Raw genomic sequence first — 22622 nt, 5'->3', positions numbered from 1 at the left:
GCAGTTTGCTCACGGAGACGGCCAATGCGTTCCAACTCGCTCACGGAAAAAGACCGTGCACACTACATGCATCCGGTCACGCCGCTGCGGCTGCATGAGCGGCGCGGCGTCACCGTCCTGCAATCGGCCAAGGGAGCGATGCTCACCGACAGTTCAGGCAAGACGCTGCTCGACGGCTTCGCGGGATTGTGGTGCGTCAATACCGGATACGGCCATGACAGCATCGTCGCGGCGGCCACCGAGCAGATGCAGCGCCTGCCCTATGCGACCGGCTATTTCCATTTCGGCAGCGAGCCGGCGATCGAGCTTGCCGCCGAACTGGCGGAGCTGTCGCCGGGCGATCTCAACCATGTCTTCTTCACGCTCGGCGGGTCGGATGCCGTCGATAGCGTCATCCGCATGGTGCACTACTACAACAATGCGCGCGGGCTGCCGAACAAGAAGGCGTTCATCGGGCTGGAGCGCGGCTATCACGGATCAAGCTCCAACGGGGCCGGGCTGACGGCGCTGCCGGTTTTCCATGACGGGTTCGACCTGCCCAGAACCTGGCAGCATCATATCGCCTCGCCCTATCCCTATCGCCACGAGGCGGGCCCCGATGGCGCGGCGATCATCGCCGCCAGCGTCGGCGCGCTCAAGGCGAAGGTGAATGAACTCGGGGCCGACACCGTCGCCGCCTTCATCTGCGAGCCCGTGCAGGGTTCCGGCGGCGTCATCGTGCCGCCGCAGGGGTTCCTGACCGCGATGCAGGCCGCCTGCCGCGACCTGGGCATCCTGTTCATCATCGACGAAGTCATCACCGGTTTCGGCCGCACCGGTCCGATGTTCGCCTGCGAGCATGAAGGGCTGACGCCGGATTTCATGACCATCGCCAAGGGGCTGACGGCGGGCTACGTGCCGATGGGCGCTGCACTCGTATCGGATGCGGTTTATCAGGTGATCGCCGACGCGGTGCCGGACGGCACGCCCTTCGGTCATGGCTTCACCTATTCAGGCCATCCTGTCAGTGCGGCCGTCGCGCGGGCGGTGCTCAAGCTCTACCGGGAGGGCGGACTGATCGACAACGGGCAGCGGGTCGGCGCCTATTTCGGCCAGCGGCTCGGTGAATTGCGCCAGCACCCGCTCGTCGGCGACGTACGCTTCCAGGGACTTCTGGCCGGCATCGAGGTTGTGACCGACAAGGAGACCAAGGCGAAACCGGCAGCGCACCAGAACGTCTCGGCGCGGCTTTCAGAGGCGGGCTATCGTCACGGCCTGATCTTCCGCGCCTTCGCAGACGGCACGATCGGGCTTGCGCCGCCGCTCTGCATCACCAATGACAAAGTCGACATGCTGATGGAACGGCTGACGGCTTCGCTGAACGACATCATCGACATCAGAGGCTAGAAAAATGAAACTTTCGGACTTCAAGGTGCTGACCTTCGACTGCTACGGCACGCTGATCGACTGGGAAACCGGCATGGTCGAGGGGCTCAGGCCGCTCGTCGCCAAGGTCGGACGCGAGCTCTCGCGCAACGAGATCCTGGAGGCGCATGCGCGCCATGAATCGTCCCAGCAACTCCAGACCCCGGCGAAGATCTACAGCGAGTTGCTCGCGACGGTGTATCGCCGCATCGCCGAGGAATGGGGCGTTTCGGTCTCGTGGGACGAGTGCGAGGTCTATGGCAATTCGGTGAAGAACTGGCCGGCCTTTCACGACTCCGCCGGGGCGCTGCAATATCTCAAGAAGCACTACAAGCTCGTCATCCTGTCGAACGTCGACAACCGCAGCTTTGCGGCGAGCAACGAGCGGCTGCAGGTCGAATTCGACGCCGTCTACACGGCTCAGGACGTCGGTTCCTACAAGCCGTTGGATCGGAACTTCGACTACATGCTCGCCAAGCTCGAGACGCTGGGCGTCAAGAAGGGCGAAATCCTGCACACGGCCGAGAGCATGTTCCACGACCATCAGCCCGCCAACCGGCATGGACTGGCCAATTGCTGGATCTACCGCCGCTTTGACCAGGAAGGATTCGGCGCGACGATGAACCCGGGCGACATGCCGAAATATGATTTCCGCTTCAACAGCATGGCCGATCTCGTCAAGGCCCACCAGGAAGAACTGCGCGGCTGACGCTGGACCGGGGAACGGCAGGTCGGGTAGATACGATCCATGAACGGCCTGCCGAAACTCGACGCGATCGACATCAACATCCTGGCGACACTCCAGGCCAACGGCCGGCTGACCAATGTGATGCTGGCCGACGCGGTCGGGCTGTCTCCCAGCCCCTGCCTGGCGCGGGTGAAGCGGCTCGAAAAGAGCGGCTACATCGCCAGCTACGGCGCCAGGCTCAACCTGGCAAAGCTCACCGACCACATCCTCGTCTTCACCGAGGTGACGCTGACCGACCACAAGCGCGAGGACTTCGTCAGGTTCGAGGCTGAAATCCGCCGCTTCGAGCAGGTCGTGGAATGCCATCTGGTCAGCGGCGGCTACGACTACCTGCTGAAGTTCGTCGTGCGCAGCGTCGGACGCTACCAGGAACTGATGGAGTCGATCCTGGAGCGCAATCTCGGTGTCGAGAAATATTTCAGCTACATCGTCATCAAGACGGTGTTTGCCCGTGATGCCGTTCCCATCCGATCACTGATCGACGGGAACGGCCAATAGCGCCTTTAGATCGCGATGAATTCAGGTCGAATCGACCTGAATTCATGAACGCAATCGATTCCAAGGAGATAGAGCGGGATGCGGGCGGAAAACCGCTTCACACTTTTCCTCATCCCGCTCTAAAACTGCGATGCCTGTACGACACCCCTGGCCATGACCAGGCGAAGGTTCTTCTCAGGCTCGGCGAGACGCCGGATGTCTTCCAGCGGATTGCCCTCTACGACGATGAGATCGGCGCGCATCCCGGCCTTCACCTGTCCGATCTCGTCTTCAAGGCGCATAAGGCGCGCGCCGTTGATGGTCGCCGCACGCACGAGGTCGGCGGCCGGCACGACGTCCGAGCGCAGCGCGAATTCGCTGGCCTGACGCCGGTGCATGACGCCGAGCAGGTCGGTGCCATAGGCCATCGGCACGCCGGCGCGATAGGCGAGTTCCACCGCATTGATGCCGGCATCGAGGACGTCGTCGATCTTGGCGGCGAGTTCAGCGGGCAGGCCTGCCTCGACGCCTTCGTCCTTCAGTGCCCGATAGGTCGCCAGCGTCGGCACGAGGAACGCGCCGCGCTCCTTCATCAGGTCGATCGCTTCCCGGTCGGCGAGGTTGCCGTGTTCCACCGAGCGGACGCCCAGCCTGACGCTGCGCTTGATCGAGCGCGGCGTATAGGCATGCACGACGACGTAGAGATCGGCCATCTCGGCCTCCTCCACCACCGCTGCGATCTCTTCTTCGGAAAACTGGTCGGAGGAAATGCGGTCCGTCGGCGATGAGATGCCGCCATTGCCCATGATCTTGAGGTGATGCGCGCCACGGCGCACTTCCTCGCGCGCGCGCCGGCGCACCTCGGGTACGCCGTCGACGATGGCGCCGAGGCCCGGCTGGTTGTAGGCGTCGTCGTGACGGTCCAGCCCTGCCGGCCGTGTGTCTCCATGGCCGCCGGTCGGCGACATCGCCTTGCCGCCATAGATCAGGCGCGGTGCACGAATGAGGCCTTCCTCGACTGCGCGGGCGAGACCGAAGTCGGCACCGCCGACGTCGCGCACCGTGGTGAAGCCGCGATCCAGCATGCCCCCCATGATCCTGGCGGCGGCGGCGGCAACGTAGAATGGCGAGCTGCGCTGGAGCTCGGTGAAGTTGGCCGAGAACGCGGTGACATGCACATGGCTGTCGATCAGGCCCGGCATCAGCGTCTTGCCCTTGAGGTCGATGCGCCGCGCGTCAGACGCGCTGATCGCCGACTCCGACACTTCCTTGATCATCGCACCTTCGACGGCGACATGGCGATCGGCCATGATCTCGCCGGCTACGACGTCGATCACCGATGCGTTCTCGAAAATCGTCACTGACATGGGTCTACTCCAGCAAGTCTAGGTCAGGCGCGGCGCGCCAGGAAGGCCGGTGCAAGCAGCGGCGCAATCGCCACGAGGCCGGCAAGGTCGTTGTCGTCATAGGCGTTTTCAGGCCCGAGCACGGAAACCACGCCAAGCACGGCGCCGTCCCAGAGGATCGGCGCGTTGATGCAGGCGGCGCAGCCGAGGCTCGCGATCAGTTCGTGGTCGGGAAAGGCCCAGCGAATGTCGTCGGCATTGCGCCCGATCCAGTTCTCGCCGCCCTTGAGGACCTTGGCGCCCCATTCGGTCGGCCCCATCGCCTTGCGGCCCAGCAACAGGTATTCGACAGGCCGGCTCGAATACAGCCGCTCGACGTCGTTGGTCGCCGGCGCCCACTCCAGCATCGTGAAAAGCCTGTGGCCAACCGCTTCCTGGCAATAGTGATCGAAGGCAGCGAAGGTGGTGGCCGGTTGGCCGCTGCCCGCCTGGGCCCCGCCGATCGCTGCGAGCGCGGCGGCGGCGTCGAACCGGCCTAAGGGTCTGCTTGTCATGTGTCATCATCCATAGAGTGTATTCGGCAGCCAGAGCGCGATCTCGGGAAAGACTGTGAGAATGAGTACGCCCAGGCCCATCAGGCAGAAGAACGGGAAGGCATAGACGGCAACCTTGCCGATGGGCGTGCCCGTCAGCCCCTGAAGCACGAAGAGGTTGAAGCCGACCGGCGGCGTGATCTGGCCCATCTCGGTCATGATGACGAGATAGATGCCGAACCAGATCGGGTCGAAGCCTGCCTGCATGGCCAACGGAAAGGTGATCGGCAGGCTCATCACGATGATGGACACGCCGTCGAGGAACAGGCCGAGCACGATGTAGAACACGGAGAGGATCAGGATCAGCCCGAGCGGCGACAGGTCGAGCGCTCCGATGGCGCGCGCGACGTTGGCGGGGATGTGCAGATATCCCATCGCCGTCGAGAGGAATGCGGCGGAGATGAGAATGATGCACACCATGCAACTGGTCCGCACCGCGCCAAGCAGCGTTTCCACGAAGAGACGCGGCGTCATCTGCCGCATGAACAGCGCGATCACGAGTGCCGCGGCGACACCGACCGCGGCGGCTTCCGAAGGTGTGGCGATGCCGGTGTAGATCGAGCCGAGCACGATCACCATCAGGATCAGGATCGGCGACAGGTTGAGCAGCGCGACCAGGTAGTCGCGCAGTCCATGACGCACATTGTCCGACGGGGCGATGCTCGGGTCCATCAGCGCGCGGATCATGATGTAGCCCGAATAGAGCGCTGCGATCATGACACCGGGCAGGATGCCGGCGGCGAACAGGCGGCTGACCGACACTTCCGCCAGAATCCCGTAGACGATCATGACGATCGACGGCGGGATGAGCAGCCCGAGGCTACCCGCGCCAGCCAGCGAGCCGAGCGCAAGCGACCGGTTGTAGCCGCGCTTGGCCAGTTCGGTGGTGGTTATCTTGCCGACCGTCGCGGTCGTGGCTGCGGACGAACCGCTGACAGCGGCAAACAGCGTGCAGCCCAGCACGTTGGTATGCAGCAGGCCGCCGGGAATCCGGTTGACGAACGGGATCAGGCCTCGAAACAGCCGGTCGGAGATGTCAGTCCGGAAGATGATCTCGCCCATCCAGATGAACATCGGAATGGCGGCAAGTTCCCAGGTGGAAGCATAGCGGTAGGCGATGTTGGCGGCGATCGTGCCGACCCGGTCTATGCTCATGCCGAGGACGAGCCACAGGGCTGTCGCGGCGACGAGCAGCAATCCCGCGAATACCCAGACGCCGAGGCCGAGATAGAAGAAGATCAATCCCAGCACGATGCCGGCGGAAAGCACGGCTTCCATGTGTGTCCCCTGTTATGGTCGGCCCGGGAGCCGGTTGATTGACGTCAGCCTCCGCGCATCCCCCTCGCGCGACGGCTTCCTACCGCGAAAGCCTAGAATTCCTGCGCGCCCTCGGGCTGTTCGACCGGAGGCGGCGTATCTGCCACCTGACGCAGGAAGTATGCGAAGAGCTGCAGCCAGAGGACCGCGAGGCCCAGAAGCACGGCGCCTTCTGGAATCCACATCGGCACCTCGGCGATCGAGCTCGATGTTGTGCCGCGTGTCCAGTGGCGGGCGACGCGTATCCAGAAGTACCAGATGAAGAGGCCGATGGTGGCCATCGTGACGGCGGCGCAGAATGCCTCGATGATCCGTCGCGTCGCGCCGCTGGTACGGCTGATGATCACGTTGACGCGGATCAGCGCGCCATGTTCGAGCGAATAACCGACTGCGAGGAAGGTGCAGGTGGCCACCCCGTAGCCGACGAACTCGTCGAGCACATAGGTGGACGTGGAAAAGAAGTAGCGCAGGATGATCTCGTAGAGGATCAGCGCGACCATTCCCACGAGCACGAGACAGGCAAGGCCGGCCGCAAGCCGCGAGATCAGGAAGACCCCGTCCTGGAATTGTTTCATGACCAGCTCCGGTTCGCTGTGGAGATGCAGGCGCAAAAGCGCCTGCATCCTGATAAGCGGCGCTGGTTACTGAGTGCGACCTGCTTCGTAGGCTTCGAGCAGCTTCTCGGACTCTTCGCCGAACTTGGACTTCCAGTCGGCGATTGCCGGTTCGGCGGCCTCTCCGAGCGCGGCAAGATAGTCAGCCGAGACGCCGTCGACGATCGTCATGCCGTTCTCCTTCATCTGGGCGTAGTTCTCCTGGACGCGGTTCGCGAGCAGGTCCCATCCGAAGTCCTCGGCGGTCTTGGCGGCTTCCGTGACCGCCGCCTTCTGCTCGTCGCTGAGTTCGTCGTACACGTCCTTGTTCATGTGCAGGATCTGGAGCGGCATCGCATAGTTCACCTCGGTGAAGTGCGACTGATGCTCCCAGAGCTGCGCGGCGGCGCCGCCGTCTGCCGACGTCAGCACGCCGTCGATGCCGTTGGTCGTGAGCTGCGGAACGGTATCGGCCCACGAAAGCTGGATCGGGGAGGCGCCTGCTTCACGAAGCGTCACGGTGCCGTTGGCGTCGTAGGTGCGGATGCGCACGCTCTTGATGGCTTCCATGGAATCCATCGGCTTGTTGCCCCACAGGCCGCTCGGCGGCCACGGCGTGGCGAACAGGAAGACCTGGTTGGCGTCGGCAAGGACCTTCTTGTAGTACGGCTTCGTCGCGTTGTAGAGCGCGCGGTTGTCTTCGACCGTAGGCGCCAGGAACGGCAGCGACGAGACGAGGAACACCGGATCGATACCCGCCCAGGCACCGACGAAGGACGAGGCGACCTGGATCGCGCCGTCGCCGACGGCATCGAACTGGTCGACGGACTTGTAGCCGAGTGCCGCGCCGTGATGCGCCGTGATCGTGATCTCGCCACCGGTGGCCTCGCCGAGCGCCTTGATGAAGGTGTCGGCCGACTGGGCGTGAACCGAATTCGGCGGATATTCGTTGGCCAAATCCCATGCGACCTGGGACCAGGCGAACTGGGTCGAGAAGGTGACGCCAAGCGCCAGCGCGGCAGTTGCAAGCATGTGTTTCATTTGTTTTTGTCCTCTCTGTCGGTGGTGGTTTTCATCGTGGGGGCTGGGCGGCCCTTTTGGCAATGCCCGGGTAGTGCCTTGCGAGATAATCCTTCGAATATTTCTGCGATATCCTGTCGTTGTCGAGCGCCTCGTCGCTGCGCTCGGCCGGATCACCATAGCCGCCGCTGCCCGGCGTCTCCACCACGATGCGGTGTCCCGGCGCGACATCCACGCCGGATGGCTTGACCTCGAGTTGCGTTTCGCCGCTTCCGTCGGCGAGCGCAAAACGGCCCGGGCGGCCGGGCTGGCCGCCGAAAATGCCCCATGGCGCATTCGCGAAGCGCTCGCCGGCACCATTGAAGATGCACTCGTGGCCGACCGGCTCGATGACCCTGCGAAGGCCGCCGCCGCCGCGATACCTGCCGGCCCCGCCAGAATCCTGGATGAAGCCATAGCTGACGACGCGCAGCGGATATTCGGTCTCGATCGCCTCGATGGGCAGGTTGGAGGTGTTGGTGATGTGCACCTGGACCCCGTCCTTGCCATCGCGATCGTTTCGCCCTCCGAAGCCGCCGCCCAGCGTCTCGAAATAGAGGTATGGCTTGCCGTTGCGCGGGTCGATGCCGGAGAACACGGCGGTCGTGTTGGCGCCGTTGGAGGCGCCGACGGCCCGCTCGGGAATGGCCCTGGAGAAGGCGCCGATGATGATGTCGATCAGGCGCTGCGAGGTATTGGCGCGCGCCGCCACTGGCGCGGGCGCAATGCAGTCGACGATCGAGCCCTTCTCGCTGACGATCTCGCAGCAGTCGATGATGCCCTGGTTGTTGGCGATCTCGGGGTCGAGGAGCGCGCGCAGGGCATAGGCGACCGCCGCCTGGGTGGCGTTGATGGGCACGTTGATGTTGCCGCGCACCTGAGGCGCCGAACCGGTCCAGTCGAAGATGGCGCGGTCTCCGGTCACCGTGACCTTGAGCCTGATCGGGATATCGACGGTGCCCAGGCCATCATCGTCCATCACGTCGTCGAATTCATAGATGCCGTCCGGCACTTCGGCGATCGCCGCACGCATGCGCGCGCGGGTGCGCTCGACCAGTTCGTCGAAGACCGAGCGGATCGTCGAAAGGCTGTAGCGCTGGCCGATCTCGAGCACGCGGCGCACGCCGAGCCTGCAGGCGGCGATCTGGGCGAAGTGGTCGCCTCGCCGCTCGTCGGGAATGCGCGCGTTGAGCAGCATGATATCCATGATGTCCTGCTGGATCTGGCCCTTGCGGAAGAGCTTCACCACAGGAATGCGCAATCCTTCCTGGTAGATCTCCGACATGCCGCCGGCCATCGAGCCCGGCGCCATGCCCCCGATATCGGCATGGTGGGCGATGTTGCAGACGAAGCCCATGAGTTGGCCTTCGAGAAACAGCGGTGCTGCGTAGTTGATGTCCGGCAGATGGGTGCCGCCCGCCACGTGCGGATCGTTGGCGACGAAGACGTCGCCTTCCTCGATCTCGCTCGGCGGATATTTCGCCAGGATCGATTTCATAAGCCCGGTCATCGAGGCGATGTGGATCGGCAACGACATGTCCGCCTGGACGATCAGCCGTCCATCCTGGTCGCAGATCGCGGTCGAATGATCGTGGCGCTCCTTGATATTGGTCGAGTACGCGCTTTTCATAAGCGCAATGAACGTCTCGTCGACGACGGAGCGGAACGCGCTGGCGACGATCTCGATCGTGATGGGGTCGATGGCTTCGCGCGTCATGCGGTCCTCGCACGGTCGATGATGATGTTGAGGGCCTCGTCGACGGTGGCGACATCGCCGGGGAAGACGAGCGTCGTCGCATCGAACTGGTCGATGACGGCCGGTCCCTCGACCCGCGCGCCGGGGGCAAAGGAGGCGCGGTCGTAGACGGGCGTGTCAACGGCTTCCGGCTGCTCGAACCAGACCTTTCGCGTGGTGCGCGGCTTCGGGCTGTCCGACGCGCCATCCTGAAGCGGCGGCGTGCCGGGTGACGGAAGCTGACCGAGCGCGGTGAGGCGAACCGCAACCACGTCCACCGGGTCGTCGGGATTGTAGAAGCCGTATGCCTGCTCGTGCGCGGCGAAGAAGAGCTGCTTCAGCGTCGCGGTGTCCGGAAGGGCGGGATCGGCCAGCTCGGCGTCGACCGCAACCTGCAATTCGTAGTTCTGGCTGGCATAGCGCATGTCGACCGCGAGCTTGAGCGCGCGATTGTCCTCGCGGATCGCCTCGCTTTGCCACCATGCCAGTGCCTCGCCATGCAGCTCGCTTACCAGGCCGGCCAGAACCGGGGCCGAGGCCGCGTCCAGCGCAAGGCGCTGGCTGCGCACGAAGCTCTCCGACTGGTCGGCGACCAGCAGGCCCTGCGCACACAGGATGCCCGGCGAATAGGGAACGATGATCTGGGTGATGCCCAGCGCCCGCGCACAGCCATCGGCATGCAGCGGTCCTGCTCCGCCGAACGGCATCAGGACAAAGTCGCGCGGATCGTGACCACGCTCGATCGAAATCGCGCGGATGGCACGCACCATGTTGGCGGAGACGATGTCGAGGATGCCCTTGGCGGCCCGTTCGATCGTGAACCCGAGCCGATCGGCGACCTTGCCGACGGCGCGCCGCGCGGCGTCCTCGTCGAGCGACATGGCGCCGCCCAGCAGGCCGTGCCCCGAGAGGCGACCGAGCACGACATTGGCGTCGGTGACGGTCGGCTCCGTGCCGCCCCGGCCGTAGCAGGCCGGACCGGGCACCGCGCCGGCGCTGATCGGACCGACCTTGATGAGGCCATCGCGGTCGAACCACGCGATCGAGCCGCCGCCGGCACCAACCGTGTTGATGTCGACCATCGGCATGCGGACGGGAAAGCCCGCCACGTCTCGGTCGAAGGCCAGGCTCGTCTCGCAATTGCGGATCAGCGCGACGTCCGCGCTGGTGCCGCCCATGTCGAAGGTGATGATGTCGGGCTTGCCGGACTGGCGCGCCATGTGGATGGCGCCGATGGTTCCGGCGGCAGGGCCGGACAGCGCGGTCCGGATCGGGTAGTCGCGCGCCTTGTCGATCGACATCAGACCGCCATTCGACTGGTTGATGCCGACATGGGCCGTGGGCGACATCTCGGCCACGGCGTCCTTTAGGGTACTCATGTAGCGCGAGAAGGCAGGCTGCAGATAGGCGTTGAGCAGCGTTGTCGAGGTGCGCTCATACTCGCGGAATTCCGGCTGGACGTCGGACGACGCCGAGATCGCGATGTCCGGAAGCGCCTGCTGGATGCGGGCCTTGACGGCCTGCTCATGGACAGGATTGAGGTAGGAGAACAGGAACGCGATCGCGCAGGCTTCCGTGCCGCTGTCGCGCAGTTGCTCGATGACTGCGTCGACGCTCGCCATGTCGAGCGGTTCGATGATTTCGCCTTGCGGACCGATGCGCTCGCTGACTTCGAACCGCATCTCGCGGGGCGCCAGCGGCATCGGGTAGTCCGCTTTCAGGTCGTAGAGCTTCGGCCTGATCTGGCGACCGATTTCCACGAGATCGCGGAAGTTGCGCGTCGTCACAACCGCCACCTTCGCGCCGCGCCGCTGGATCAGCGCGTTGGTCGCGACCGTGGTCCCGTGCGCGAGGCTCGCCATGGCGTCGAGCGGCACGTTCGACTTGGCCGCCAGTTCGCGCAATCCGTTGATGATCGCTTCGGCGGGATTTTGAGGGGTGCTGGAAGTCTTGTGAAGGGCGACCGTGCCCTCATCGCGGTTGAACGCGTAGAGGTCGGTGAACGTGCCCCCCACGTCCACGCCAATGAACCAGTTGCCAGCCTGCATATGTCGTTCCCTGTTTTTTCGTAGCGTATGCAGCGCGTATACCGAGTGTCAAGCGGCTTGTATCCATGATGTGTTTGCCGCATTCTATCCATTGATTTCCGGCGATGCAGGGAGAGAGCATGGGCGACGCGAGCGCAGTCAGCGGCATCGGCAGCGAAATGGTCTACCGCAACCTTCGCAAGGAGATCCTGCGGCTCGAGCTGATACCGGGAAGCGAACTCGACGAGGCCAGCGTGGCAGCGCGCTACCGCGTGTCGCGAACCCCCGTCCGGGAGGCGCTGATCCGTCTCACGGCGGAGGGACTGGTACAGGGGACCAAAGGGCGTGGCGCCAGAGTTGCCGCGCTCGACCTGCAGAATTTGCGTGCGTTTTTCGAAGGCCTCGACATTCTCCAGCGTGCCATCACCAGGCTGGCCGCGCTCCGGCGGCGGCCCGTCGATCTCGAGATCATCGAGGCCCACATGGTCGCCTTCGAGGAAGGCGCCCGCCAGCTCGACAGCGAGAAGGTGAACGAGGTCAACTACGATTTCCACGCCGCGATCGGGGATGCGGCATCCAGCAGCTATCTTGCGAATGCCTACCAGCGCAGCCTCGTGGAGGGCCTGCGCATCGGCTATGTCTGCTTCAGCGATCACAGCGGCATCGACGAGCGGCTCGAGACGCATCTTGCGAACACGATGAGCGATCACCGCAACATGTTCGACGCGATCGTGGCCGGTGACGCGGACGCCGCCGAGGCTCACGCCGGCGGCCATGTCGAGCTGTTCCGCGGCCGCATCGTGACGGCGCTGCTGTCGACCGACGGCGTCCGAAGGGTGGCGGTACGACAGCCCGAAGCCGAGCGATCCTTGGCCGGACGTATCGGAGAAGATACGCGCAAGCGCACCGTGCTCAAGTAATTTCGGCTGGCATTGTCCGGTCTCCCCCGACTATGAAGGGCGCGCGTGCATGACGTATTCGCGCACGCGGCAGGGTCGATACGGAGCATGACATGGCAGCGGAACATCTACTTGCGGGCAGCGGCATCGTTGTGCCGGTGAGCAGTCGATGAGCGTGGCTGGCCTGCGTCGCAAGATCGGACTGCCGCTGCTTCTGATAGCCAGCGCGGGGATCGGATGGCTGGCCAATCGTGCCGGGATTCCATTGGCCTGGATGGTGGCGCCGATGATCCTGTCGGCCACGTCGACGATGATTTTCGACCTGCCCCGGCTGCCGGTCAAGGTGCGTTACATCGGCCAGTGCGTGGTCGGTGCGGCGGTTGGCCTGTACCTGACGCCGGAGGCATTGGCCCGGATCGTCGAATTCGCGGTGCCGATCCTGCTGGGCGCCGCCGCCATCACGAGCGCGGCATGCGTCATCGCGCTGATCCAGATTCGCTTCGCGGGTGCCGACCCCGCCACCGCGGTGTTCTCGAATGTTCCCGGCGGTCCCATGGACATGGCCCTGCTGGCTCACCAGAACGGCGGCGATCCCGGCCGCACCGCGCTTGCTCAGACGCTGCGCATCGCGATGGTCGTGCTGCTCTTTCCGCCGATCCTGTTCGGGTTGTCGGACGATCCGATGCCCCGCATCGTCGAGTACGGAACGTATTTCGACAGCCTGCTCATCGTGCTGGTCGCCATTGTCGCCGGCATCATCGCGAAGCGTCTCAACTTCATCAATGCCTTCTTCCTCGGCCCGTTGCTGGTCGTGGGCGCGGCGACCGGCATGAATGTCGGCCTGTCGCATTTCCACGAAGGGATCGTCCCGGCCGCGCAGGTGCTGCTGGGGGTGTCGCTCGGCGGCATGTTCCAGCGCGAGGTGCTGTCGGGCGCCGGCCGGTTCCTCGGCTCCATCCTCGCCACCTCGGCCTGCCTGATGGTGGTCAGTTTCCTCGTCGCCGAGGCGATAGCGCAGATCTATGGCTCGGACTTGGCGACGATGGCGCTTGCCAATGCGCCGGGCGCCGTGCCCGAGATGGTGGTGACGGCCCAGGTGCTGCACCTCGAAGTGCCGCTCGTGGCGAGTTTCCAGTTCGTGAGGATCGTGTTCAGCCTGGCGATGGCCGCGATCTTCTTCAGGTTGTACCGCCGGACGTCACTGATCTTGGCGGCCCGCAAGGCTGGGCAGAACGAGGCCGAATGACGGCCGTGGCCTCAAGAGGTCGTTGCTTCGTTGGCTGCAAGCATCTGCCTGCCGGCGGCGTAGCCTAGCGCGACCGCCATCAGGAGGCCGTTGCCCGACAGGTAGCCCGAGGCCTCGTCGCCGGAAACGCCGCATGCCGCGCCGCCAACGGCGAAGAGATTGGGCAGGGGATGCCCATCCTCGCCAATGACCCGGGCCGCGGTGTCGGTGACGAGACCGCCCTGTGTGTGGAACAGCGCGCCGGCCACGCGCACCGCGCAAAAGGGAGGAACAAGCGCCTCGACGCCTGCAAACGACCGGCCGAACGGGTCGGTGGCCGTCCCCGCCCGGTACGACCCGACGGCATCGAATGTCTCCGACAGGGCGGACTCGGCCACGTTCATCCGTTGGGCAAGAGAGTCGATGTCGGGCGCCGACACGATGGCGCCGATCTGCTCGGCGCGGCGGAAATCCTCGAACTGGCGGGCAACCGCCGCAATTCGCGTGTCGAAGATCGTCCAGGCGATGCCTTCGGGCTGACGCAGCACCTCCGCTGCCTGCTCGGAATAGCCGCGCGCCTCATTGCTGAAGCGGTGTCCGTCCAGATTGACCTGGAAGCCACCCTCGGTGATGGTCGCCCAGGAGATGAGGATACCGGCCGGATGCGCCACCGAGCCATGTCCCTGGTGGCCGCCGAGGTGCCTCGATCGGGCACCCAGTGCCTCGCCCCACAGGAGCGCGTCGCCCTGGTTGCCCGGATGGCCGAAATACAGCGCGTCAGCCATCGATGGAATGTGCCTCGCCACAAGCTCCTTGTTGCCGCCATAGCCGTTGCAGGCAAGGATGAGCTGGTCGCAGCCCACCTCCTCCGACGTGCCGTCGGGGCGCTGGAAGCGCAAGCCGGTCACGCGTCCGCCCGCATCCGCGAAGAGTTCGGTGACGTGGGCATCGCAGAGCAGCGACAGTCCCGCCGTCTCGGCGGCCTGGCGCAAGGCGTCGATGAACTCTTCTCCCGAGCGCGATGGAAGGCCGTGCATGCGCAGTGCCGAATGACCCGGATACGAAAAATCCTCGACGACGGAAAAATCGAGGCCGTGCCTGTCGGCCAGCCATTCGAGCGCACGGCCGACGTTGCCGGCCGCGAACGCCGCCATCCCGGGGTCGGGTTCGCCGTGCGCCTTGGCCATGATGTCACGCGAAAACAGCTCGGCGTCGTCGGCAATGCCGGCAGCCTTTTGCCAGCGTGTCGCTGCCGCTGGAATCAGGCCGGCGGACAAAGCCGTGGAGCCGCGCGGAAGCGGATCGCGCTCCAGGACCAGAACCTCCATGCCGTCCTCGTGGGCCGCGAGGGCGGCGATCATGCCGGCCGCGCCCGCACCGATGATCACGACCGGCACGCGGTGCTGGAAGGTTCTGTTGTCCACGCGCGTCACCTGCGCCATGCGTCTCACTCCCGCGCTGCAAACGGTCGACGAATTGTCTCTACACAAGACAATAAGCTGTCTTATATCTAAAACAACATTTGATTTCGGCGATGCCCGCGCCTAGGATTGCGGGCTTGTACAGCAGGGAGTTCGGCGTGGCCCCACAGGGTGCAAGCAGCGGCAGGACGCTCTTCGACAAGGTGTTCGATTCGCACGTCGTCGTGCGCGGCGACGATGGCCAATGCCTGCTCGCCATCGACCGTCATTTCCTGCATGAGGGCTCCTTCCATGCCTTCAACAAGCTGAAGGAGCGCGACGCTGAGGTGTCGCGACCCGATCTCACTTTCGGCATCGAGGATCACTACGTTCCGACCCGGACGCGCGATCTGTCGACGATCGACCCGGCCGTGCGCAGCATGATCGAGCAGTTGCGCGACAACAGCGCCCGGCATTCATTGCGCCTGTTCGACCTTGCCGATCCGGGTCAGGGCATCGTTCACGTCGTAGGGCCGGAGCAAGGACTGACGCTGCCCGGGCTGATGGTGGTATGCGGCGACAGCCACACCGCCACCCACGGTGCCTTCGGGGCGCTTGCCTTCGGCATCGGCGCATCGGAAGTCGCGCATGTGCTGATCACGCAGACGCTCTGGCAGAAGAAGCCGAAGCGGATGCGCATCACGGTGGACGGAACGCTGGCGCCGGGCGTGTCGGCCAAGGATATGGCGCTTTCCATCATCGCACGGATCGGCGCCGACGGCGCCTCCGGCCACGCCATCGAATATGCGGGTTCGGCGGTGCGCGGGCTCTCCATGGAAGGACGCCTCACCTTGTGCAACCTGTCGATCGAGGCAGGGGGCCGATGCGGCATGGTCGCACCGGACGGCACCACGATCGACTATCTGCGCGACAGGCCCTACGCGCCGCAGGGCGCGCTTTTCGACCGCGCGACCCGGGACTGGCTGGCGCTGAACACCGATGCCGATGCGGTCTTCGACCGCGAAGTGGTGCTCGACGCGGGGGAGATCGCACCGGTGGTCACCTGGGGAACCAGTCCCGAAGATGCCGCTCCGATAACGGGATCGGCGCCCGATCCGGCGACGATCGCGGATCCGGCCCGCGCCGCGCAGGTCCGTGACGCGCTCGACTACATGGACATCCGTCCGGGCCAGAACCTCACCGACATCAGGATCGATCGGGTCTTCATCGGCTCGTGCACCAACAGCCGCATCGAGGATATCCGTGCGGCCGCGGCCATCCTCGCGGGTCGCAAGTCCCGCGTGCCGGGCCTGGTATCGCCGGGCTCTATGCAGGTGAAGCGGCAGGCGGAGCAGGAGGGCCTCGACCACATCTTTCGCGATGCGGGCCTGGAGTGGGTGGATGCCGGCTGCTCCATGTGCGTCGGCATGAATGGCGACCTCGTGCCGCCTGGCGAGCGATGCGCCTCGACCACCAACCGGAACTTCCGCGGCCGGCAGGGTCCCGGCTCCCGCACCCACCTGATGTCGCCGGCAATGGTGGCCGCCGCGGCGGTGACGGGGCATCTGACGGACATGCGGCTACTCATGCGCGAACCCGCGCAAGCCGAGGCCGAGGCGCGCCCATGAAGCCCTTCACCACGCTCGAAGCCGTCGCTTGTCCGCTGCCGCTGACCAATGTGGATACCGACCAGTTGATCGCGGCACGCTTCATGAAGCGGTCGCGGGCCGACGGCTATGGCGGGTATCTGCTCTACGACATGCGCTTCGACGAGTCGGGCGCGCCGCGCGCCGATTGCGTGCTCAACGACCCCGCGAGGCAGGGCGCGGAAATTCTCGTCGCACGGCGGAATTTCGGCAGCGGCTCGTCCCGCGAAGCTGCCGTCTACGCCCTTGTCGACTATGGCTTTTCCTGCGTGATCGCGCCGTCCTTCGGCGACATCTTCGCGTCCAACGCCGTGAACAACGGCCTTCTGCCGGCCATCGTGACGGAACCGGACTGCGAAGCTTTGCTGGCGGAACTGATGCAGGGTGCGCGCACCGCAAAGGTCGACCTCGAAGCGTTGACAGTCGAGGCGGGCGGCGTCGCCGTTCCATTCTCCATCGATCCCGTCTGGCGCACCAAGCTGCTGAACGGCTGGGACGACATAGACCTGACGAAAAGCCATGCCGCTGCGATATCGGCCCATATGGCCGCCGATCACGCCGCCCGGCCATGGATGCTGCCGCAAAGGCGGCCCGGCTGACGGAACCGCCTGCCGCCCGAGGGCGCACGAAGCGCTGAACCCGGGATCAAAGCGGTTGACAGCCATGCAGATCGGTATTCTAGTCCATACAGGATAATGTCCTTGATATGAGACAGGCTGGGATGCGCCGATGACATCGCCGATGGAGCCGCTCAAGGCGCACCGCCTCTACCTTCTCCTGCGCGAACAGATTCTCAGCGGCGCTGTCGAAGTCGATGCGCGCCTGCCCAGCGAACCCTCCCTGGCGCAGGAACACGGCGTATCGCGCGTCACCGTGCGGCGGGCGCTGGACAGGCTGGCCGGCGACGGCATGATCGAGCGGAGGCCCGGTTCGGGCACCTTCGTGGCCGGCGGCAAGGCGAGGATGCCCGTCATCGCCGATTTCTCGAACGCGCTGTCACATCTGGTGGAGATGGGGCGCAAGACCGGCGTGCGGCTGATCTCGTTCGGCTACGTGCCGGCGACATCCGCGTTGGCCCGTGAACTCCATCTCGACCCCGGCGAACAGCTTCAGCGTTCGGTTCGCGTGCGCCTGATCGATGGCCAGCCCTTCTCCTATCTCGTCACGCACGTCCCCGAGCGTATCGGCGTGTCCTATTCCGAGGCCGACCTTGCGTCGACGCCGCTGCTGGAACTGCTGGAGCGTTCGGGCCTCGTCGCGGAGCGGGCCATGCAGACCATCGGCGCGACCCTTGCCGGACCGGATGTCGCGACATCGCTTGATCTCGATGTCGGGGCCGCGGTGATCTCGATGACCCGCGTGGTCTTCGATCCGTCCGGCCGTGGGATCGAGCATCTACAGGCGCTCTACAGGCCGGATCGCTATTCCTTCCATATGGAGCTTGATCGAACCGGCGTCGACGGCGCGCGGCGATGGACCCCCGCCGACGCGGTGCGGGTGTCGGACCAGAACAACGACAACAAGAAAAATGCACGCACCAAGCGTGCTTCAATCCAGAGGAGAACAAAGACATGAAGCTGATCAATCACGCACTGGGCCGCCGAACGGTCCTCAAGGGCGGCGCGGCGATCGTCGCCACGCTTGCCGCTCCCGCCATCGTCCGCGGCGCGGAGCCCGATCCGATCAAGATCGGAATCCTGCAGCCGGTCACCGGCGCGCTCGCCCAGGACGGCGAATATGGCCGGCGCGGCGCCGAGTTCGCCATCGCCGACATCAACGAGGCGGGCGGCATCAAGGCGCTCGACGGCGCCAAGCTGGAAATGGTCTTCGGCGATGCGCGCTCGACGCCGGAAGCCGGCACCCAGGAAGTGGAGCGCATGCAGGAGGAGGGCGTCGTGGCCATCGTCGGCGGTTTCGCCAGCCCGATCTGCCTTGCCGCCTCGCAGGCCGCGGCCCGCTACGACCTTCCCTATATCGTCGACGTCGGCGTCAGCGACCAGATCGTCGATCGCGGGCTGGCCAACACGTTCCGCTTCGCGCCGGGCTTCGCGCTGTGCACGGCGGCGGCGGTCGAGAACCTGATCCGCATCAACGAGGCGGCGGGCAAGCCGGCCAAGACGGTCGCGCTCGTCCACGAGGACGGGCTCTTCGGCTCTGGCCTTGCCAAGCTGATGGCGGCTGAATTGCCCAAGCACGGTTTCGAGATCCTGGAAATGCTGGCGGTTCCCACCCCGTCACGCGATCTGTCGAACGTCGTCCTGCAGCTTCGCTCGCTCAACCCCGACCTCATCATCCCGAGCACCTATTACGGCGAAACCGTGCTGCTTGCCCGCACGATGCAGCAGCAGCGCGTTCGACCGATGGGCGTCTATGCCGTGCTCAACGGTGCCGCCTCCAACCGGCGTTTCGTCAGCGAGTTCCCAGAGGCGGCGGAAAACGTCATGGACTGCAACCACTGGCACGATCCGCGCAACGAGAAGGCGACATCTCTGCAGGAGCGCATCGAGGCCGACGGCAACCAGTACAACTACAACACGCCGCTCAACTACTCCTGCGTTGGCCTGCTTGCCGATGCGATCGAGCGCGCCGCGACCGCGGATCGCGCGGGGATCATCGAGGCGCTGGCAAGCTCGACTTATGCCGACCACCTGATGCCGTATGGGGCCACCAAGTTCGAGAACGGCCAGAACATGGGGGCCGCGCCGGTCTCGACCCAGGTGCAGTCGGGCGACATCAAGGTGGTGTTCCCCGAAGAGTTCGCGAACGCGGAACCGAACTTCCCGTCCAACGCCTGACGATCACCCAGGATCGCGCCCGGATCCGCTCGCGCAGCGGGTCCGGGCAGCTTTCTGGCAAGCGCATTGGAACGGGCGATGTATCCCCCAATCATCATCATCGAGGCGATGCTCAACGGGCTCCTCACCGGCGCGATCTACGCGCTGGTCGCGCTCGGGCTGACGCTGGTCTACGGTGTGCTCCACATCATCAATTTCGCGCATGGGGCGACGTTGGCCGGTGCGATGTTCGCAGTCTGGGGGCTCAACGCAGGGCTGGGTGTCGACCCCTATCTGGCGATACCGATCCTGGCACCGATCTTCTTCGTGCTCGGCTATGCGGTGCAACGCTTCGTCATCGGCCCGGCAGCCCACGGCGATGACGGCAACATCCTGCTGATCACGCTTGGCCTTTCGATCCTGATCGAGAATTCGCTGCTCGCCGCGTTCGGGTCGGACACGCGCTCGGTCTCGACCGACATATCGTTTTCAGTCGTCGAACTGGGACCATTCCTGCTGTCGACCGCGCGCCTCGTCGGGTTTGCCGGCTCGGCGGTCGTCGGGCTGCTGTTCTGGCTTCTGATGACGCATACCGATACTGGCAAGGCGATCCGCGCGGTGGCGAAAGAGAAGCTCGGCGCGCGGCTCGTCGGCATCAATGTCGGCCACGTCTATGCGGTGACCTTCGGTCTCGGCTGCGCCGCGCTCGCGATTGCGGCGAGCTTTCTCATGCCGACCTTCTACGTCAATCCGCGCGTCGGCGGGGCCTTCGTCAGCATCGCTTTCACCGTCGTCGTCCTGGGTGGAATGGGATCAGTGCCCGGAGCCATGGCCGGAGGCCTGATCATCGGCATGGTGGAAAGCGTCAGTGGCCTCTTTCTCGGCGAGAGCCTGGGACAGATCGGTATATTCATCATCTTCATCCTCGTCCTCCTGTTGAGGCCGACCGGTCTCTTCGGAGCGAAGGCATGATCGGCCGCGGCTATTTCTGGCTCGTTGCCGTCACGCTGCTGCTGGCGCTGACGCCGTTCGTCATTGCGTCCAACACGTTCCTCAACTTCCTGATCCTGGTGCTGATCATCGCGCTGGCGGCGCAGGGGTGGAACGTGCTGGGCGGCATTGGCGGGCAGACCTCGTTCGGTCACGCGATGTTCTTCGGTGTCGGCGCCTATGCGACGTCGATCCTTCAGATCCAGTTGGGCATGAACGCCTGGCTCGCCTTCGTGCTCGCGGTGGCGGCCGGCGGCCTGTTCGGGCTCGCCGTCGGGTTCCTGAGTTTCCGCGCCGGGCTGCGCGGATCGTATTTCGCCCTCGTCACGCTCGCCTTCGCCGAACTGATGCGCGTGCTGGCAAACTCCATGGAATTCACCGGCGGGGCAGCGGGGTTGCTGCTGAAGCTCGACCCCGGCTTCTGGAACATGCAATTTTCGGATCGGGCGAGCTTCCTCTGGCTTGCGCTGGCCTTCGTTTTCGTCAGCCTCGTGGTTGCCCAGCGCATTGTCGACTCGCGCTTCGGCGCGCATCTGGCGGCAGTGCGCGAGAACGAGGACGCCGCGCGGGCCCTCGGCGTCGACGTGCTCAGGGTGAAGTTGAAGGCGATCAGCATTTCCGGCGCGATGACGGCGGCGGCCGGCGTGCTCTACAGCCAGTATTTCCTCTACATCGATTCCGCGATCGGCTTTGGCCTCTGGATCTCGATCGAGGCGCTTCTCGCGCCGATGGTCGGCGGGCGCGGCCTCGTGCTCGGTCCCCTGATCGGTGCCTTCACCCTGCATGGGCTCGGCGAGATGACCAAGGGGATCGCAGGCCGCATTCCCGGCATCGACCTCATGGTCTTCGCGGTCGTGCTCATCGTGGTTGTCGCCTTCGCCTCAGAGGGCATACTCGGACTGCTTCGCAAGCATTCGGCGCGTCTCTTCCGCAAGGGAGGTGCATGATGCTCGAGATCGCAAACGTCACCATGCGCTTTGGCGGGCTCGTCGCGGTCAGCGACGCGTCGATGTCGGTCCGCGAGGGCTCCATCACCGGCCTGATCGGCCCCAACGGCGCGGGCAAGACCACGCTGTTCGCCATCATCGCCGGATTCCTCAGGCCCACCGAAGGCACGATCACCTGGCTCGGCGACGACGTGACTGCGATGGCGCCGCACTTGCGCGCGGCTTCCGGCATCGCGCGAACGTTCCAGATCGTGCAGCCGTTCAGCGGGCTCAACGTGCGCGAGAACATCACCGTGGGCGCTTATCTGCGCCACCACAAGCCGGCCGATGCTGTCGGCAAGGCCCGTGACGTGGCCCGGCAGGTGGGACTTCACGAGGACCTCGAAAAGTCGGCATCCAGCCTGACGGTCGCGGGGCGCAAACGCCTGGAACTGGCCCGGGCGCTGGCGACGGAACCGAAGATACTCCTGCTCGACGAGGTGCTGGCGGGCCTCAACCCGTCGGAAATACGCGACATCATCCCGGTGATCCGCACCATCCGCGATAGCGGCGTGACGATTCTGATGATCGAGCACGTGATGCAGGCGGTGATGAACCTGTGCGAACATGTCCATGTACTGGCGCAGGGCAGGATGATCGCGCAGGGCACGCCTGTGGCCGTGTGCGACGATCCGGCCGTGATCGAGGCGTATCTCGGGCGCGGCTCGGCGGAGCGCCTCGCAAGACATGGAGCGGCGGATGCTTGACGTCACCGGCCTGCGCGCCGGCTACGGCGCCATCGAAGTCCTGCGCGGCGTCGACCTGAGCGTCGGCAAGGGCGAGATCGTCGCGGTCCTGGGGGCCAATGGCGTCGGCAAGACCACGCTCAACCTGGCCCTGTCGGGCGTGTTGCCGATCACCGCAGGCAGCATCGTCTTCGACGGCACGCCGTTGGGAAACGCATCGGCGGCGGCCGTGGACGAAGGTCTCATCCATGTGCCCGAGGGCCGCAAGATCTTCCCCAACATGACCGTCCTGGAGAACCTCGAACTCGGCAGCTACCGTCGTGGGCGGCCCAACCGGGCGCGCAATCTCGACAATGTCTATTCGATCTTTCCTCGGCTTAAGGAGAGGCACGCGCAGGCCGCGGGAACGCTGTCGGGAGGCGAGCAGCAGATGCTCGCCATCGGCCGCGGGCTGATGGCGGAACCGAAACTGCTGATACTCGACGAACCGTCGCTGGGGCTGTCGCCGATCCTGGTGGAGGAGATGTTCGCGCTGGTGCAGAAGCTCAACGCGGAGGGTCTGCCGGTGATGCTCGTCGAGCAGAACGTGGTCCAGTCGCTGGAGATCGCCACGCGAGCCTACATCATCGAGAACGGCCAGATCATCATGTCGGGACCTGCCGCGCAGATCGCCGAAAATCCGGAACTCAAGAGGGCCTATCTCGGGCTCTAGGGAGA

Annotated in this window: 21 protein-coding genes; 13 read left to right on the top strand and 8 right to left on the bottom strand. The window is 65.0% G+C overall.

All coding sequences use genetic code 11. The features are described 5' to 3' along the window. The first annotated feature begins 24 nt into the window (after positions 1-24). Genes AAFN84_RS20140 through AAFN84_RS20130 form a run of 3 tightly spaced genes read left to right on the top strand, consistent with a single transcriptional unit; the run spans position 25 to position 2650 of the window. Positions 25-1386, top strand: coding sequence for an aminotransferase class III-fold pyridoxal phosphate-dependent enzyme (locus tag AAFN84_RS20140; protein ID WP_347516470.1), 1362 nt, complete (start codon positions 25-27; stop codon positions 1384-1386). Positions 1387-1390: 4 nt separating this feature from the next. Next, positions 1391-2113 carry a haloacid dehalogenase type II gene (locus AAFN84_RS20135; protein ID WP_347516469.1) on the top strand — a complete coding sequence of 241 codons (723 nt, stop codon included), beginning with the start codon at positions 1391-1393 and terminating at the stop codon, positions 2111-2113. Positions 2114-2152: 39 nt separating this feature from the next. Continuing rightward, positions 2153-2650 (top strand): Lrp/AsnC family transcriptional regulator, encoded by a 498-nt coding sequence (locus AAFN84_RS20130; RefSeq protein WP_347516468.1) that lies wholly within the window; start codon positions 2153-2155, stop codon positions 2648-2650. A 119-nt stretch (positions 2651-2769) separates the two neighbouring features. Here AAFN84_RS20130 and AAFN84_RS20125 read toward each other — a convergent pair whose 3' ends face one another. The 7 genes from AAFN84_RS20125 to AAFN84_RS20095 all read right to left on the bottom strand — a co-directional run bounded on the left by AAFN84_RS20125 (position 2770) and on the right by AAFN84_RS20095 (position 11320). After that, a complete protein-coding gene (locus AAFN84_RS20125) occupies positions 2770-3996 on the bottom strand; it encodes an amidohydrolase family protein (protein ID WP_347516467.1) in 1227 nt (408 codons plus the stop codon). A gap of 23 nt (positions 3997-4019) precedes the next feature. Then, complete coding sequence (locus tag AAFN84_RS20120) at positions 4020-4529, bottom strand: GAF domain-containing protein (RefSeq protein ID WP_347516466.1); 510 nt, start codon at positions 4527-4529, stop codon at positions 4020-4022. Positions 4530-4535: 6 nt separating this feature from the next. After that, positions 4536-5846, bottom strand: a complete 1311-nt coding sequence (locus AAFN84_RS20115; protein WP_347516465.1) for a TRAP transporter large permease subunit — start codon at positions 5844-5846, stop codon at positions 4536-4538. A 92-nt stretch (positions 5847-5938) separates the two neighbouring features. Further along, positions 5939-6460, bottom strand: a complete 522-nt coding sequence (locus AAFN84_RS20110) for a TRAP transporter small permease (protein WP_347516464.1) — start codon at positions 6458-6460, stop codon at positions 5939-5941. Positions 6461-6526: 66 nt separating this feature from the next. Further along, positions 6527-7519, bottom strand: a complete 993-nt coding sequence (locus tag AAFN84_RS20105; protein ID WP_347516463.1) for a TRAP transporter substrate-binding protein — start codon at positions 7517-7519, stop codon at positions 6527-6529. Positions 7520-7550: 31 nt separating this feature from the next. Further along, positions 7551-9254 (bottom strand): hydantoinase B/oxoprolinase family protein, encoded by a 1704-nt coding sequence (locus AAFN84_RS20100; RefSeq protein ID WP_347516462.1) that lies wholly within the window; start codon positions 9252-9254, stop codon positions 7551-7553. Further along, positions 9251-11320: a hydantoinase/oxoprolinase family protein gene (locus AAFN84_RS20095; RefSeq protein WP_347516461.1), complete on the bottom strand. Its 2070-nt coding sequence runs from the start codon at positions 11318-11320 to the stop codon at positions 9251-9253. The genes AAFN84_RS20100 and AAFN84_RS20095 overlap by 4 nt, the downstream gene beginning before the upstream one ends. A gap of 119 nt (positions 11321-11439) precedes the next feature. Between AAFN84_RS20095 and AAFN84_RS20090 the strand changes: the two genes are divergently transcribed. After that, positions 11440-12219: a GntR family transcriptional regulator gene (locus AAFN84_RS20090; RefSeq protein WP_347516460.1), complete on the top strand. Its 780-nt coding sequence runs from the start codon at positions 11440-11442 to the stop codon at positions 12217-12219. A gap of 148 nt (positions 12220-12367) precedes the next feature. Next, positions 12368-13444, top strand: a complete 1077-nt coding sequence (locus AAFN84_RS20085; RefSeq protein ID WP_347516459.1) for an AbrB family transcriptional regulator — start codon at positions 12368-12370, stop codon at positions 13442-13444. Positions 13445-13455: 11 nt separating this feature from the next. Here the strand turns inward: AAFN84_RS20085 and AAFN84_RS20080 are convergent, their stop codons facing one another. Then, positions 13456-14865, bottom strand: a complete 1410-nt coding sequence (locus tag AAFN84_RS20080; RefSeq protein ID WP_347516457.1) for an FAD-dependent oxidoreductase — start codon at positions 14863-14865, stop codon at positions 13456-13458. 116 nt (positions 14866-14981) lie between these two features. On the opposite strand from AAFN84_RS20080, the gene leuC reads away from it, so the two are divergent. The 8 genes from leuC (at position 14982) to AAFN84_RS20040 (ending at position 22617) form a co-directional block, all read left to right on the top strand. Next, entirely contained in the window at positions 14982-16451 is a 1470-nt protein-coding gene (gene leuC, locus AAFN84_RS20075; RefSeq protein ID WP_347516456.1) for a 3-isopropylmalate dehydratase large subunit, read from the top strand. Then, a complete protein-coding gene (gene leuD / locus AAFN84_RS20070; RefSeq protein WP_347516455.1) occupies positions 16448-17068 on the top strand; it encodes a 3-isopropylmalate dehydratase small subunit in 621 nt (206 codons plus the stop codon). The genes leuC and leuD overlap by 4 nt, the downstream gene beginning before the upstream one ends. 130 nt (positions 17069-17198) lie before the next feature. After that, complete coding sequence (locus tag AAFN84_RS20065) at positions 17199-18044, top strand: GntR family transcriptional regulator (protein WP_347516454.1); 846 nt, start codon at positions 17199-17201, stop codon at positions 18042-18044. Next, entirely contained in the window at positions 18041-19264 is a 1224-nt protein-coding gene (locus AAFN84_RS20060) for an ABC transporter substrate-binding protein (protein ID WP_347516453.1), read from the top strand. Before AAFN84_RS20065 ends, AAFN84_RS20060 begins: the two co-directional genes overlap by 4 nt. A gap of 78 nt (positions 19265-19342) precedes the next feature. After that, the gene (locus tag AAFN84_RS20055) at positions 19343-20215 is read left to right on the top strand and encodes a branched-chain amino acid ABC transporter permease (RefSeq protein ID WP_347516452.1); all 873 of its coding nucleotides are present in this window, start codon (positions 19343-19345) and stop codon (positions 20213-20215) included. Next, positions 20212-21180, top strand: coding sequence for a branched-chain amino acid ABC transporter permease (locus tag AAFN84_RS20050; RefSeq protein ID WP_347516451.1), 969 nt, complete (start codon positions 20212-20214; stop codon positions 21178-21180). The genes AAFN84_RS20055 and AAFN84_RS20050 overlap by 4 nt, the downstream gene beginning before the upstream one ends. Continuing rightward, on the top strand, positions 21180-21926 hold the full coding sequence (locus tag AAFN84_RS20045) for an ABC transporter ATP-binding protein (RefSeq protein WP_347516450.1): 747 nt from the start codon (positions 21180-21182) through the stop codon (positions 21924-21926). Before AAFN84_RS20050 ends, AAFN84_RS20045 begins: the two co-directional genes overlap by 1 nt. Further along, positions 21919-22617: an ABC transporter ATP-binding protein gene (locus AAFN84_RS20040; protein WP_347516448.1), complete on the top strand. Its 699-nt coding sequence runs from the start codon at positions 21919-21921 to the stop codon at positions 22615-22617. The genes AAFN84_RS20045 and AAFN84_RS20040 overlap by 8 nt, the downstream gene beginning before the upstream one ends. Positions 22618-22622: the final 5 nt, after the last annotated feature.

It is taken from the genome of Mesorhizobium sp. CAU 1741, assembly GCF_039839275.1.
GTDB lineage: Bacteria > Pseudomonadota > Alphaproteobacteria > Rhizobiales > Rhizobiaceae > Aerobium.
Note: the sequence above shows the minus strand (reverse complement) of the source record. Positions and strands in the feature narration are given on the sequence as shown.